Source organism: Flavobacterium sp. Root186 (genome assembly GCF_001428525.1).
Taxonomy (GTDB): domain Bacteria; phylum Bacteroidota; class Bacteroidia; order Flavobacteriales; family Flavobacteriaceae; genus Flavobacterium.
Map to the genome: position 1 here is coordinate 66729 of NZ_LMHW01000010.1, position 15243 is coordinate 81971.

8 protein-coding genes are annotated in these 15243 nt (G+C 32.8%); 5 read left to right on the forward strand and 3 right to left on the reverse strand.

Features of this window, described 5'->3' with window-relative positions; all coding sequences use genetic code 11:
* Window positions 1-100 precede the first annotated feature (100 nt).
* The gene (locus ASD98_RS03875; RefSeq protein ID WP_056200485.1) at window positions 101-1372 is read right to left on the reverse strand and encodes a sorbosone dehydrogenase family protein; all 1272 of its coding nucleotides are present in this window, start codon (window positions 1370-1372) and stop codon (window positions 101-103) included.
* A gap of 185 nt (window positions 1373-1557) precedes the next feature.
* Here ASD98_RS03875 and hpt point away from each other — a divergent pair, with 185 nt between their 5' ends.
* The 4 genes from hpt (at window position 1558) to obgE (ending at window position 5214) form a co-directional block, all read left to right on the forward strand.
* On the forward strand, window positions 1558-2088 hold the full coding sequence (gene hpt / locus ASD98_RS03880; protein ID WP_056200488.1) for a hypoxanthine phosphoribosyltransferase: 531 nt from the start codon (window positions 1558-1560) through the stop codon (window positions 2086-2088).
* A 75-nt stretch (window positions 2089-2163) separates the two neighbouring features.
* Window positions 2164-2736 carry an adenylate kinase gene (locus ASD98_RS03885; RefSeq protein ID WP_056200491.1) on the forward strand — a complete coding sequence of 191 codons (573 nt, stop codon included), beginning with the start codon at window positions 2164-2166 and terminating at the stop codon, window positions 2734-2736.
* Between the two features lie 97 nt (window positions 2737-2833).
* The gene (locus ASD98_RS03890; protein WP_082577784.1) at window positions 2834-4108 is read left to right on the forward strand and encodes a hemolysin family protein; all 1275 of its coding nucleotides are present in this window, start codon (window positions 2834-2836) and stop codon (window positions 4106-4108) included.
* 104 nt (window positions 4109-4212) lie between these two features.
* On the forward strand, window positions 4213-5214 hold the full coding sequence (gene obgE, locus ASD98_RS03895) for a GTPase ObgE (RefSeq protein WP_056200495.1): 1002 nt from the start codon (window positions 4213-4215) through the stop codon (window positions 5212-5214).
* 116 nt (window positions 5215-5330) lie between these two features.
* On the opposite strand, the gene ASD98_RS03900 is transcribed toward obgE, so the two are convergent.
* Entirely contained in the window at window positions 5331-5861 is a 531-nt protein-coding gene (locus ASD98_RS03900; protein ID WP_056200498.1) for an outer membrane beta-barrel protein, read from the reverse strand.
* 312 nt (window positions 5862-6173) lie between these two features.
* Here ASD98_RS03900 and ASD98_RS03905 point away from each other — a divergent pair, with 312 nt between their 5' ends.
* Complete coding sequence (locus tag ASD98_RS03905) at window positions 6174-8318, forward strand: S46 family peptidase (RefSeq protein ID WP_056200500.1); 2145 nt, start codon at window positions 6174-6176, stop codon at window positions 8316-8318.
* Between the two features lie 237 nt (window positions 8319-8555).
* Here ASD98_RS03905 and ASD98_RS03915 read toward each other — a convergent pair whose 3' ends face one another.
* Window positions 8556-15059, reverse strand: a complete 6504-nt coding sequence (locus ASD98_RS03915) for an MG2 domain-containing protein (RefSeq protein ID WP_056200506.1) — start codon at window positions 15057-15059, stop codon at window positions 8556-8558.
* Window positions 15060-15243: the final 184 nt, after the last annotated feature.

Sequence of the window (15243 nt, forward strand, 5' to 3'; positions counted from 1 at the left end):
TTTCGCTTTTAATAAAATATAAAATCTATGTTTCTATATGTTTAAATTATCTGTACAGAATTGGAATTTGTGCCGATATCTATCAGATAAAATTGAAATTTTATTTAGCTGTAACCTTCCAAATTGTATTCCCGCTGTCATCATTTACTAAAAGTGATCCGTCGTTCATAACGGTCACGGCAACCGGACGTCCGTAAACTTCAGCTTTATTTTCATCAGAAATAAATCCGGTTAAAAAATCTTCCGGTTTTCCTGAAGGTTTTCCATCTTTAAAAGGAACAAAAAGCACTTTGTAACCTGAAATTTTAGAACGATTCCACGAGCCATGCTGCCCAACGAAAGCCCCATTTTTATATTTCGCAGGGAAAGCATCTTTAGTGTAAAAAGCCAATCCTAACGAAGCAGTATGAGCGCCAACGGGAACATCAGGAACAATTGCTTTCTCGACCAAATCTTTTCTCTCGCCTTTCATTCTTGGGTCAGGAATGCTTCCAAAATACGAATATGGCCATCCGTAAAACCCCTCTTTTTTTACACTCGTGATATAATCAGGTACCAAATCATCACCCAAATCATCACGTTCATTTACAGTGGTCCAAAGTTCTTTATTAACGGGATTCCAGTCCATTCCAACAGGATTTCTAAGCCCCGAAGCGTAGATTTTTTCGCCAGTTCCATCAGGATTAATCTCAAGAATTCCGGCACGACGGACTTCTTTGTCAACACCATGTTCAGCATTATTACTTCCTGAGCCTACAGAAACGTATATTTTACTCCCGTCAGGGCTTGCTAATAAATTTCTGGTCCAGTGATTATTGTAACCTCCGGCAGGAAGTTCAAGAATTTTTTCGCCTTTTGTTTCTAATTTTAATGGATTGTTTTTATATGGATAACGATATAGTCCGTCGGTATTTGCTATGTAGAAAAAGTCCTTTAAAACTAACATTCCAAAAGGTTTATTTAAGTTTTTGATGAAAACTTCGCGGGTTTCAAATTTTCCGTCTTTGTCTTTGTCGCGCAAAACTGTGATTTGATTTTTACTGGCGCGTGTTCCGCTTTCTACCACAAAAATATCCTGGTTTGGTGCGATATAGGTCCAGCGTGGGTTTTCAAAACCATCAGCAAATTTTGTAACTGCAAAACCTTTCGGTGCTTTTGGAGTAACTCCGTTTGGCCATCCAATTATTTTGCTGTTATTGGTTTTAGATTCGGTTGCATACGGCGGAGGTAGAGTAATGTTGCCAACAGCAGTTTTTACAACATTTCCAGGTTGTTTTGCCAATGCTTCTTTTTCTTCTTTTTTAACTTGTCCGTTGCAGGCGGTCATTAAAATTAATAATGATATAGAAAATAGTGTTAAGGAATTCTTCATTGATATTTGGAGTTAAATGATTATTCAACAACAATTTAGTAAATTAAAAAGTAGCTGCAAGAACGATTTTGTAATTATTAACTGATATTTAACATTCACAAAAAAGTCATCTTTCGATTCTATTTTCATGTGGGCAGATTGGTTGTAATTCTGTATCTTTGTCCATTATTTTAAATTTAAAAATAATGATACAACTTCACGATAAACAATTTGTTCCGTTTATTTCGGCTAAGGAAATTGATTTTGCTTTAACCAAATTAGCAGCACAGGTAGAAGATGATTTTGGAGATGATACTCCAATTTTTATTGGAGTTTTGAATGGCGCATTTATGGTGGTTGCCGATTTCCTGAAAAAATATAAAAAACCATGCGAGGTTTCATTCATCAAAATGGCCTCTTATGAAGGAACTGAAACAACAAATTCGGTTAAAGAATTGATTGGAATCAATCAGGATTTGTCTGGAAGAAGCGTTGTTATTCTCGAAGATATTATTGATACAGGAAATACAATCGAAGAATTAAAACATTTATTTAAAGCACAAAATGTAAAACACTTTAAAGTGGCTACTTTGTTCTTTAAACCAGAAGCATATAAAAAAGACATTAAAATAGATTATGTTGGAATCAGAATTCCGAATAAATTTATTGTCGGTTACGGATTAGACTACGATGGTTTAGGCAGAAACCTGACCGAAGTATATAAATTAGCAGAATAATTTTAAACAAAACACAACTATATATTCATTTTAAACTTCTTCAAAAAATAAGAAGTCACACAACTCAAACGTACTATGATTAACATTGTTTTATTTGGAAAGCCTGGAGCAGGAAAAGGAACTCAGGCAGAATTTTTAAAAGAGAAATACAATTTAACACACCTTTCTACAGGAGATATTTTTCGTTTTAATTTAAAAAATGATACTGAACTAGGTAAAAAAGCAAGAGTTTTTATGGACAATGGAGAATTAGTTCCTTGCGAAGTAACAACTGCAATGTTAATTGATGAAGTAAATAAACACCCTGATACAGCAGGATTTTTGTTCGACGGTTATCCAAGAACAATCGATCAGGCTGAAGCATTAGATAAATTTTTACCAACAATTGGTTCAAGCGTAACAGCAACAATTGCATTAGAGGCTGATGACGAAATTTTGGTAGCACGTTTACTTGAAAGAGGAAAAACAAGCGGAAGACCTGATGATCAGGACGAAGAAAAAATTCGTGTGAGATATCAGGAATACAACGAAAAAACAGCTCCATTAATCGGGTATTATAAAGAGCAGAATAAGTTTCACGCCGTAAACGGTATCGGAACTATCGAAGAAATTACAGAACGCTTAACGTCAGTTATAGATAATTTGTAATAAAATCTGTTTCAAGTTAAAAGTTAAATGTTAGAAGGAAATTTGAAATAAGTTCTGAAAAACATTTAACTTTTGACTTTTAACTTTAAACTTAAAAATGGAAATACTAATAATATTTTTTCTAATACTATTAAACGGAGTTTTCTCGATGTCAGAAATCGCATTGATTTCTGCACGAAAAAATAGACTGGAAACAGCAGCAAAAAAAGGAAACAAAAGTGCCAAAACTGCTCTGGATCTGGCGAATTCTCCAAACAAATTTTTATCAACTGTACAAATCGGAATTACCTTAATCGGAATTTTGACAGGTATTTACAGTGGGGATAAAATCACAATGGATGTAGAAACATTTGTGAGCGGTTTTGAAATTTTAAAACCGTACGCCCACTCCGTTGCAGTTGGAATTGTGGTTGTAGTTTTAACGTTTTTCTCTTTGGTTTTAGGAGAATTACTTCCAAAACGTATCGGATTAAATTATCCGGAATCGATTGCCAAAATGGTTGCGATGCCAATGAAAGTAGTTTCGATTATTACGGCACCTTTTATTTGGCTGCTTACATCGTCGACAGATTTTTTATTGAATGTTTTGCAGATTAAACCAACAGCCGACGGAAAAGTAACCGAAGAAGAAATAAAGGCAATCATCAAAGAAGGAACAGAAGTTGGAGAAGTTCAGGAAATTGAACAAGATATTGTGGAGCGTGTTTTCCATATTGGAGACAGAAAAGTAAGTTCGTTAATGACGCACCGAAAATCGGTAGATATGCTTCCGTTAAATGCAGATAAAACTAAAATAAAAGAATTAGTAGTTCAGGATCTGCATACGGTTTATCCGGTTTATAATGAAAATTACGATGATATTGTTGGGGTTGTAACGCTGAAAAATATATTCGCCAATATCGAAAATGATAATTTTGATTTTGCTTCTATAATTTCTGATGCGCCTTATTTAATGGAGCAGACAACAGCTTATAAAGCGTTAGAAAATTTCAAAAAAACGGGTGTTCATTACGCTTTGGTTTCAGATGAATATGGTGTTTTTCAAGGTTTAATAACATTGAACGACATTCTTGAAGCTTTAGTTGGAGATGCATCCGAGTTTTATAAAGATGAGTTTCAGCTTATAGAAAGAGAAGACGGATCATGGCTGGTTGACGGACATTATTCATTACACGATTTCTTAACGTATTTCGAATTAGATGAACTAACAAACGATTACGAAGTAAATACCGTAAGCGGAATGATTATGACCGAGCTTTCGCATATTCCAAAAGAAGGTGAAAAACTAATTTGGCAAAAATTCATCTTAGAAGTTGTCGACATGGACGGCGTAAAGATTGATAAAGTACTTGTAAAAGCGCTTAAAGAGTAGAGAAAATTTGTTTCAAGTTTAGAGTTTCAAGTTTCAGGTTAATTGCGTTGCGCAAACCTGAAACCTGAAACCTGAAACCTGAAACTACACATAAACAAACAAAAATGACAGAAGGAAATTTTGTAGATTACGTTAAGATATATGTTTCGTCCGGAAAAGGAGGAAAAGGATCTACGCATTTACATAGAGAGAAATTTATTGAAAAAGGCGGCCCGGACGGTGGAGATGGAGGCCGAGGCGGACATGTGTATTTAGTGGGGAATAAAGGACTCTGGACATTATTTCATTTAAAGTTTGCGCGTCATATTAAAGCCGGACATGGTGGAGATGGTGGAGGAGACCGCAGTACAGGAGCAGATGGAGATGATAAATTTATTGAAGTGCCCTTGGGAACTGTTGTAAAAGACAAGGAAACCGGAGAAGTACTTTTTGAAATTACAGAAGACGGGGAAAAAAGAGTTCTTGCAAAAGGAGGAAAGGGAGGTTTAGGAAACTGGCATTTTAGAAGTTCAACAAACCAAACACCTCGTTATGCACAGCCTGGTTTGCCGGGTTTAGAAATGGACGTAATTCTGGAACTTAAAGTTCTGGCAGATGTTGGATTGGTTGGTTTTCCTAATGCTGGAAAATCGACATTATTATCTGTATTAACTTCAGCAAAACCAAAAATTGCCGATTATCCTTTCACAACCTTAAAACCAAATTTAGGAATTGTAGCTTATAGAGATTTTCAGTCTTTTGTAATTGCTGATATTCCTGGAATTATTGAAGGTGCTGCAGAAGGAAAAGGTTTAGGGCATTATTTCTTACGTCATATTGAGCGTAATTCAACTTTACTGTTTTTAGTTCCGGTTGATACACCGGATATTAAAGCAGAATATGATATTTTGGTAAATGAATTGACGAAGTATAATCCTGAAATGCTGGACAAAGAACGTCTTTTGGTGATCTCAAAATGTGATATGCTGGATGATGAACTTAAGGCTGAATTGAAAGCTGAGTTAGATGTTTCTTTTAAAGATATTCCGTATATGTTTATTTCATCTGTTGCACAACAAGGTTTGACAGATTTGAAGGATAAGCTGTGGAAAATGCTAAACGATTAATATCGTTTTATTATAAATATAAAAACCCGACAATTTCTATTGTCGGGTTTTTTACTTTCTGTGCGAAAAAACAAAAAGTATAAAGGATTTTACTTTCTAACTTAAATCCTGTGAAATTATAGTCCAAAGTTTTTAGAAATTCCAATGTTTAAAGTTTTTCCAAAATTAAAACCTAAACGTTCTTCTCTGGGATTTCCTTTTCCGCTAAGATTGTCATAATTGATTCCCCCAATAGAAAAGTTCAAACCAAATCCTCTTTTCATGTTAATAAATAAGGCTGGCGTTAAACTAGCATAAACTCCTTTTGTATTGTCAATAGTTCTTTCTTGGTATCCAACTCCAAAGTCAGTGTAGAAAGAGAATAAATCAGAAAGGGGCACTGAGTAACGAGTAAAAACACCAACTCTGTATGCTTCTTCTCTTTTAGATCCAGATTCTTTGTAGTTCAGGATTGAACCTTCAACTCCTAAAGTCCAGTTGTCAGTAAATTGATATCCTACTTTTGGAGAAAATTCAAAGTTTTCATATTTATCATCTCCAATTTTTTCTGAACCAAACCCAACATTTCCGCCAAGTAAGATTGACCCTTTTTGTGCACTCATCATAGTTGTTACTAAAAGCACAACTGCTACTAATAATTTTTTCATTTTTATTTTTTTAATTAAAAAGGCAAATTAAAGGAAATATTATTTGTAAGAAATAGATTAAATAAAATATATTCAATAGAAAGTTAATTTTTACAATTTTTATTAAGATTTAAAATCATGATTTCATTAAATCTAGAATTTTATAAGTTTAACTAGTTTTTATCTTTTTATACTCTAATAATTTTCCTTTTTTATCAAATTATGAATTTCGCAAAATCATCTTCATATTTATTTATTATGTTTTGTTTTTAGATCGAATGTTTATTTTTTTTGCGAAAATGAGTTATATTCGCAGTACTTAAACAAAATAACATGAAAAAAATAGTTTTATTCTTGACCATGTGCCTTATGGCTTTTCCTGTAAGAGCTGATGAGGGAATGTGGTTCTTGATGTTTATCGAAAGATTGAACCATAGAGATATGGAGAAAATGGGCTTGCAATTAACAGCCGAAGAAATTTATAGTATTAACCACCATAGTTTAAAAGATGCAATTGTACAGTTTAATGGTGGGTGTACCGCTGAAATCGTTTCTAAAAGCGGATTGGTTTTAACAAACCACCATTGCGGATATAATGCGATTGCAGAACTTTCTACTGCAGAACAAAACTATTTGAAAGATGGTTTTTGGGCAAAGGATAAAAGTGCCGAAATGAAACCTAAATCTTTATACGTTCGTTTCTTCGTGCGTATGGATGATGTTTCTAAAAGAATTTTATCAAAAGTAAATGATACTATGACGGAGACTGAAAGAAACAAAATCATTCAGCAAGAGATTAGTTTAATTGAAAAAGAAAATAGTGAAAACGGGAAATATACAGTTTCTGTTCGTCCTTTCTTTCAAGGAAATGAATATTATTATTTCGTTTACCAAGATTACACAGATGTTCGTTTAGTAGGAACACCTCCTGAAAGTGTTGGTAAATTTGGCGGGGATACTGACAACTGGGAGTGGCCTCGTCAAACTGGGGATTTCTCTATGTTTAGAGTATATGCTGATAAAGACGGAAATCCTGCGGCTTATTCTAAAGATAATGTGCCTTTACAGCCAAAACATTATTTGCCTGTAAGTATTAAAGGTGTAAAAGAAAATGATTTTGCTATGATTTTGGGTTATCCAGGAAGAACAAATCGCTGGATGCCGGCAGGCGGAATTGAGCAGAATATAAAATATGCTTATCCTGCGTGGGTTGAAGGTGCTAAAACCGGAATGGACGTAATGAAAAAGTATATGGATACAGATGCAACAGTTCGTTTGAAATATGCTTCTAAATATGCTTCTACGGCAAACTATTGGAAAAACCGTCAGGGTATGATCGATGCTTTAACAAAAGCTGGAACGGTAGATACTAAATCAGAACAGGAAGATAAATTTTACGAGTGGGCAAGTAAGCCGGCTAATAAGGAAAAATATGAAAATGTAATTCCTACTATTAACGATTATTACAGAGAAACAAACTTAAAAGCACGTCACGATAATTACTTAACGCAGCTTTTACGTACTTCTAGTTATGCTGCAGGTCCTGCAAATTTAGGAAATGAACTGATTGCCTACTATAAAGAAAATGAAGCAAAAAGAGCGGAGATGTTACCTAAGATCAACACAATGATTGACAATATCTATGGCAATTTTTATGCTCCGCTTGAAAAAGATGTATTGACAGCACAACTAAATTTATACGCTTCTAAGGCTGCAGAATATGGACTTGCTCCAGAAATTGCCAAAATGAAAACTTCTAATAATGGTGATTTTACTGCTGATGTAGCAAAAGCAACTGAAATTAGTTATTTTACAACTAAAGAAAAAGTATTAGCATTTATGGCTGATCCAAAACCTTTGGCAATTGTACACGATCCTTTGTATATTATTTCAAATGATTTACTAACAAAATACCGTGCTAAAACAGATGATCAGGCAAAAGCAGATGATGGTTTTGCAATTGCTTACCGCGAATTGGTTGAAGGTTTAAGAGAGTCAAAATTAAATGCGATTAAATATCCTGATGCAAACTCTACTTTGAGATTAACTTACGGAAAAGTTCGTGCTTTGCCTGCAGATCCTCGTAACGATGCGGCGATCAACAATTATACAACTATGGAAAGCATGGTGAAAAAGTATAAAGCCGGAGATCAGGAATTTGATTTACCAAATCGTTTGTTAGAATTAAACAAAGCAAAAGATTTTGGTCAATATGCAGATAAAGCAGGTTACATGCCGGTAAACTTCTTAACGGATAATGATATTACTGGAGGAAACTCAGGTTCACCGGTTTTAAACGGAAAAGGAGAATTAATTGGAATTGCTTTTGATGGAAATATCGAAGCAATGGCCGGAGACGTAATTTTTGATCCTAAATTGCAAAGAACTATTAACGTTGATATTCGTTACGTACTTTGGATTATTGATAAATACGCCGGAGCTAAAAATATTATTGACGAATTGACGATTTCAAAATAATCTCAATTTCATTAAAAAGTAAACCCGACAGATTTTAAATCTGTCGGGTTTTTTGTTGTTTTTAATTTTGAAAAAAAATGTCAGGCTGAGCGAAGTCGAAGCGCTAAAAAGGGCTTCGACTTCGCTCAGCCTGACATACAGGTTCAGTAACCCCGACAGGTTTTTAAAACCTGTCGGGGTTTTTAGGATGGTTTTTTCCGGCATTCTTTGGAATTTGGAATTTATTTTTTGAAATTTTTATTGAACTTTTACTCGGATTCCTTTCGTATGACTTGAAAATTCCGGAGCATACATACTTTGAATTGTTGTAATTCCGTTTGAGAATTCGCCGCTGTTATTTATGCGGATATCATATTCTAAAACATAAGTTCCTTTATTGATTCGGTCAAAAAAGAAATGTGTTGCAGCATCCTTTGTACTCATATAATATCCTAAACGATCTGAGTATTTATATTCTGAAAGAACATTTAGAGGTTCAAAACAAGAAGCGCGCATGTCTTTTAAATGAATATATTCGGTGTCTTCTTTAGAAGTTATAATTAACCTTACAGTTACTAAATCACCTATTTTCAATTCGTTTGCAGCCGTTATTTTTTGCAGCTGATCACCATTTGAAGTGCTTTTCTTTACATATAATTCTTTTGCAACAGTTAAAACCGCTCCCGAATTGTTTTTAATTTTATCTAAATCTTCAAAATACTGCCAGTAAATACCGCCAAATCCCGGAACTTTTGATTTATTCTGAATGCTGATAGAAGCCATTTCTTTCTTTACTTCTTTAGCTTTCCAGTTTAATTTGATATAACCGGTTTCAGCTTCTTTTTGATTTTCTGCCAGCTTTTTGGTCATGATTTTTTCATCTCCCAATTTTATAATTGTATTGTCTTTTACAGAAAGCCAATCTGTTCCTTGCAATAATAAAGCATAAATAGCTTCGGTTGTAGATTTGGTCGTTGGCCAGTTTTTGGTTTGTTTGTTTTTTAATAGCCAGACTTTCATTGCATCAACAGATTTAGTATCGTTACTTACTTCGGCGAAAGCCTCAATTAATAAAGCCTGAGTTTCTATTGGAGCCTGATACCAATACCAACCTGATTGGTTGGCAATCCAGTACATTCCCCAGTCTTCGTTGTTTGATGCAGTTTCTTTTAGACTTTCAATAATTTTTTTGGCAGTTTCTTTTTCTCCAAATCTATTTAAAGTTAAAGCGGCCAATCCTTTTTCATAAATAGAATAACTTAGCCAATCTTTTTTAGCTGTTTCGAGATATAATTTGGTAACCTTTTTTAAAGTATCAGATAATGGATATTTATCCAGATAAAAACTTCTGGCGTATAAATAATGCAAATTAGTAAATGTGCTTGTCCACGCAATCTTCTTGGTGTTTTTATAATATCGGTTTGTAATTCTGTATTCTTCTAAAAAGCTATTATCCATAAACTGAACCCCGATTTTAGTAATCTCATTAATTTCTTTACTTTGCTCTGTTGTACTCAATTTTGACAAATGCCCTAAACCTGCCAAAATATGCCTTGTAATATATTGGCTTTCTTCTCCGCCATCAAACCAGACAAATCCTCCAGAATCTTTTTGTTTTTGTTTTAATTTTTTAAAAGTAGCTTCTTGCGAAGTTTTCATCTTTTCTAAATCAAATAAAAGAGCTGTATTCTTTTTCTGTTCTTCTTCGTCTTGAGCATCATTTAACCAAGGTGTTTCAGCCAAAATAATTGATTTCAATTCTTCGTTTTCTTCTAATTTAGAGTTTAATTTTCCGTTCTTTCTCCATTCGTCAAATACAGTTTCAATTTTAGGATTACTTGAAATGATTTCAGATGCCAAAGCATTTGCATAATAACGAGCAAATGTTTGTTCGGCACATTCGTGTTCATATTCCATTAAATACGGTAAAGACTGAATTGCAATCCAAGTAGGATTTGACGTATATTCTAACGTAAATTGATGATTTTTTAAAGTGGTTGAATTGTTATTTTTTAAATTCTCAAACGTATATTCCTTGGTTGAATTGTCTCGAACCCAAACAGGGATACTTTCTGTAACGAGTATATTATTAGTTAGAACCGGAAGTATGTTTTCTTCACCATCAGAGAAATCACCCGATTTTGCCAAAATTTTATATTGAACTCCCTGTAAGCCTTCTGGAATTGTAATGGTCCAGTTTGCAACAGTATTTCCATACGCCGGAATTGTAAAATTTCTAACATTTTTTTCGTTTAGCATTTTAGCATCAATTGGCTGCATCGTTACAGCATCAAAAAACTGTAAAATGGCGATTCCGGTTTTTGCTTCGGCTGTAATATTTGAAACTTTAGCACTTATAACAATCGTATCTTTTTCTCTAAAAAAGCGAGGAAAATTCGGTAAAACCATCAATTCTTTTTGAGTAACAACACTTTTGTGTAAATAACCCGATACAGCATCTTTATTATGCGCAAACAAGCGAAGTTTCCAAGCCGTTAATGCTTCTGGAGACGTAAAGTTGAAACTTACTTTTCCGCTAGAATCCGTTTTTAAATTAGGCAAAAAGAAAGCAGTTTCAGATAAATTTTTTCTAGCTTGTACCTTAGTCAAATCTTCTAAAGCATTTTTTGTTGTTATAAGTATTGCGCCATTTGCGCCTTTGCTTCCATAAAGAGCTGCTGCTTCATTTTCTTTTAGAACGTTAATAGAAATAACATCGGATGAATTTAAATTGCTCACTGCTTGTGCACTGGCAATTTTTCCATCTATAATATATAAGGGATTTACAGCATCATTTGAAGATGCGCCGCGAATAACAATTTTATCTGAAGGTGTTTGTGTAACCTGTACTCCAGCAACTGTTCCTGACAGCGCACTATAAACATAATTATCTTCTTCAATAGTTTCACTGCTAATGGTCGATGTAGCGTATGCAAGTGATTTTTTTTCTTTCTTAAAACCGTATCCAGTCACAACAACTGACTCTAATTGACTGGAATCGTTTGTTAAAGTAACATCAATAATCTTTTTATTTTCGGCCATTATCGATTGGCTTTTGGAGCCAATATAACTAAATACAAGCTCTTCTGTTCCTGTAGCTTCTATTTCATAATAACCATCAAAATCACTTTGGGTCATGCGTTTGGTTCCTTTAATTACAATAGAAACTCCTGGCAGTGGAAGCCCGGAAATATCTGTTACAACACCAGAAACCAATTTTGTATTAAGCGGTTTTTTTGCTTTTTTAGCAAGCTGTAATTGATATTCTTTTTGAAGGTGGATATTTGTATTTCTGCTATTAAAATCGAATCCAAACCACATTAGTTTAGTAGTTTCATTAAAAAGTTCCATTCGATTTAATGGCTGATTTAAATTGATAACATAAGATGAAGTTTCCTCAAATCCCAAAGACGATTTTGTGTTGCCATTGTTATAGTTGTACTTATTGATTGCCAGCAAATACCAATCTTTTTTGGTAAACTGATCGAGTGAACTATCATACATCGAGGCTAAAATTTCGGCCTCCTTTTTTGTTCCGTTTGATTTTAGTTTAAAAGCCCAGTTTTCGCTGCTTCCGGGTTGTATTTTGCTTCTAAATGTTTCTACATTAAACTCTAATTTAGGAGCTGTCGATTTTAGGGCAATATTTGTTTCAGAGGCAAAGATTTCATTTTCAAAAACACTCTGGAAACTTAATTTTACAGCTTCTTCAAATTCCTTTTTTAATGGAATTTTTAGCGTTGCTTCATTATTTTCTAAATGAATAGTTTTTTCAAAAAAGATCTGACTATTATAATTTCCTACTGTCGAAATATAAAGCTCAGGAATTACCGAAGTTATTTTTAATAAAACAAAACCATCCTTTTTAGGATCTTTATTTATTTGTTTCTCTGTAAATAAAGTGCTGGAATGATACTTGTCTTTACTTTGCATAATTTGAAAATCTGTTGAAGATTCTATGTCATTATTAAAGCTGTCTTTTGCCGAAAAGACGATTTTATAATTTCCGGATTTGTAATTTGAGATAAAATCTAAGGCAATTTTTTTGTCTTTTTCAGTATCTACTTTTTTAGAATAAAGCAAGATTTCCTCAAGATCATCAAACTCTTCATTATTTTTTTCGTAAGGAAATAATTTTTCAAAATTGGCTTTGCTAATAGTATCAATCTCTGGTTTTGGCCAGACTCTTTTTTTGAATTTACTTGAAAACGGACTTACAAAAAAGATTTTAAGTTCACCTTTTGCAGCTAAAAATTCGTCATTTAAATTCGTGCTGTTTAGTGTAATCTCATTTTTGTCTTTGGTTTCGATTTGAGACTTAATATCTGTTTCTAAAACTAAATTATGATAACCCACTTTTACAGTTGTCTGTGTTTCGTGTGTTTCTCCATTTATATCAGTGACTTCAGCTTTAATAAGATAATTAAAAACAGGCAGTTTATCTTTATCACTGTCTTCAGAAGGTGTTGCAACAAAATCAATTACAAATTTTCCTTCTGCATCAGTTTTAGTTTCGCCGGTAGTCAAAGTTTCATTTTCTACCTGACCATAATGTCTTCTAATGTAATTGGTATATCTGCTTACGGTGTACGTAACTTTTGCATGAGAGATTGTGCTTCCTGCAAATGCTTTTGCAAGTCCTTTTACTTTTATGGATTGGTTGACTTGAAAGGTCTCTTTTTTAGGTTCAAACGTAACTTCAAACTTTGGGCGTTTGTATTCTTCTACTCTAAAATCGATTTCAGAAGTTTCTAAATCTACATGATCCCAAAACGGATGATCTGCTTCTTCTTTATCGTAATTAATATCTTTTTCTGCGTCAGAAGGCTCTTCGGCACTAATTCTGAATCTTCCCGTTAAACCTGTTTTTGGAAGGACAAATTCGCCCGAAAAAGAACCAAATTCATTTGTTGTAACTTCGATTTCTTTAATAGTGTTATAATTAGCATCTTCAAACTGAATTTTAAAAGAAGTCTGTGGAACAACGCTTGTTTTATTTCCCTTTTTTTGAATTGCAATTCCTTTATAATAAACAGTTTGTCCCGGACGATAAATGGCGCGGTCAAGATAAAATTCTACTTTTCCAGAAAAATTGGCATCTTCATCTTGTTTATCTAAATAGTGAGCATTGTAATTGAGATAATTTTTTTGAACTATAATAGTATCGTTTGCGGTAAACAATTCAAGCATTTCATATGCTGAATTTTGTTTTTTTTGTTTGTAAACGGCGATTCCGTCTTTTGCTGTTTTTATGTTAAAGTTTGTTGATTTAATAGTTGCATTTTCTATAGGTTTTCCCGTTTTTCGATCCAGAACCTGAAATTTTTCATCATAACTATCTTGAGAACCCAAAACACTTAGGTTTGACGAAGTAATGATTTCATAAGCAAAAGCTTTTGTATCTTTTAAATCAGAATCACTTTCAAAATAAACTAAATATGACCCTGTTTTTAAGTTAGGCAAAAGTATTTCGGTTGTGTATTGAAAATAGTCTTTTTTGTTTGGAAGGGAATAATCGTTAACAGCAAAAGCCTGTTTTTTTATAATAATTGCGTTTGTTAAACTATCTTTTTTATGATATGATTTTTTATAGTCAAGAAGTTCTTTATGATTGATTTTATAGAAAGAAACTTTTAAACGATCAACATTTTTATAACGAATAAAAGCCCTTGTGTTTTCATTATTATAAGTATATTTTTGAAGCTGTACATATAAAGATTTAGACAGAATATTTGCTTTTTTTTGAATAGCAAGTTTATATGCATTTGATCTGTTTATAACTTTAAGAATACTGTCAAGAGTGGTAATTGCTTTAATGTTATAATCTGGATTCAGTTGTTTTGAAGCCTGATTGCTTAAAATAAAAACTTTTTCCATTTGAATTTTTTGATTCAGCAGTTCGTTTTTTACTGTTTTTTGAAGATTGACTAAAGCCGAAAAATAATCATCTTCAGATATTAATGATCTATTTCTAAAAAACTGCATACGGTCAAATTGATTTTCTTGATTTGGCTCGACAGTTTCTTGTTTTTGGTATAATGATAATAGCAAACGTAAATCTTCATTTGCAACAAAATCAAAATTCAATTTTATAAATGCAGTCGCATTTCCTAAAATTTCTTTTTTGTAAGGATCAAATTCTGTTTGATTAATATAATGCTGTTGAGATCTTGTTTTATAAATCGCAATGCTTTCTTTTATTAAATAATCAAACAAATTTTGATCTGTGCTTTTTTCTAAAGCCGAATAATCAAAAATAGGTTCGTATTTTATAACAAGAGTGTTCTTTAAAATTTGTTCATTTTCTAAAGTTCGTTTTAATGCCAGGTTGATTTGATCCATGAAATTGGCTGTTGTCCAGGTCAAAAAATCAGCATCGAGAGTTTCTGTATTTGTTCTTTTGTTAATAGTATAACTGTTTTGGCTGTAATAATCATTAAGGCATTTTGCATAAACAAAATTCAAAATTGCTTTTGAAGGAATTGAAACTCTGTTTATTTCTGTTTTAAGATTATTTAAAATTTTAGTTTGTGCATTTTCATCTACAACCTGCAAATATTTAGATTGATAAAAAAAGCATTTTATAATTTCTGCTTCATTTTTATCAGAAACCGCATCTTTGTAGATTTTATCAACTATCTCATTTGCTGATTTTATTTTGCCAATATTTTCAAAATCAATTACCTTTTCCCATTGTTTGTCGTTTTGCTGTGCAAATATTGTGGTAGAAATCAATAATAAAACAAATAGTATATTTTTCATAAAGTGCTTTTTATCTATAGAGGGCAGTTTCTCGATAAAGGTTGGGAAAGGTTTAAAATTATTTTTCGTACAAAGTACTAATTTATCTATAAAAGGAAATAACACATTTTATATTTCCTTATTTTTGAAAAATAATTTATTTGAGTTTTATTAGTTATTGGCCTTTTCGATTAACCAATTAAAC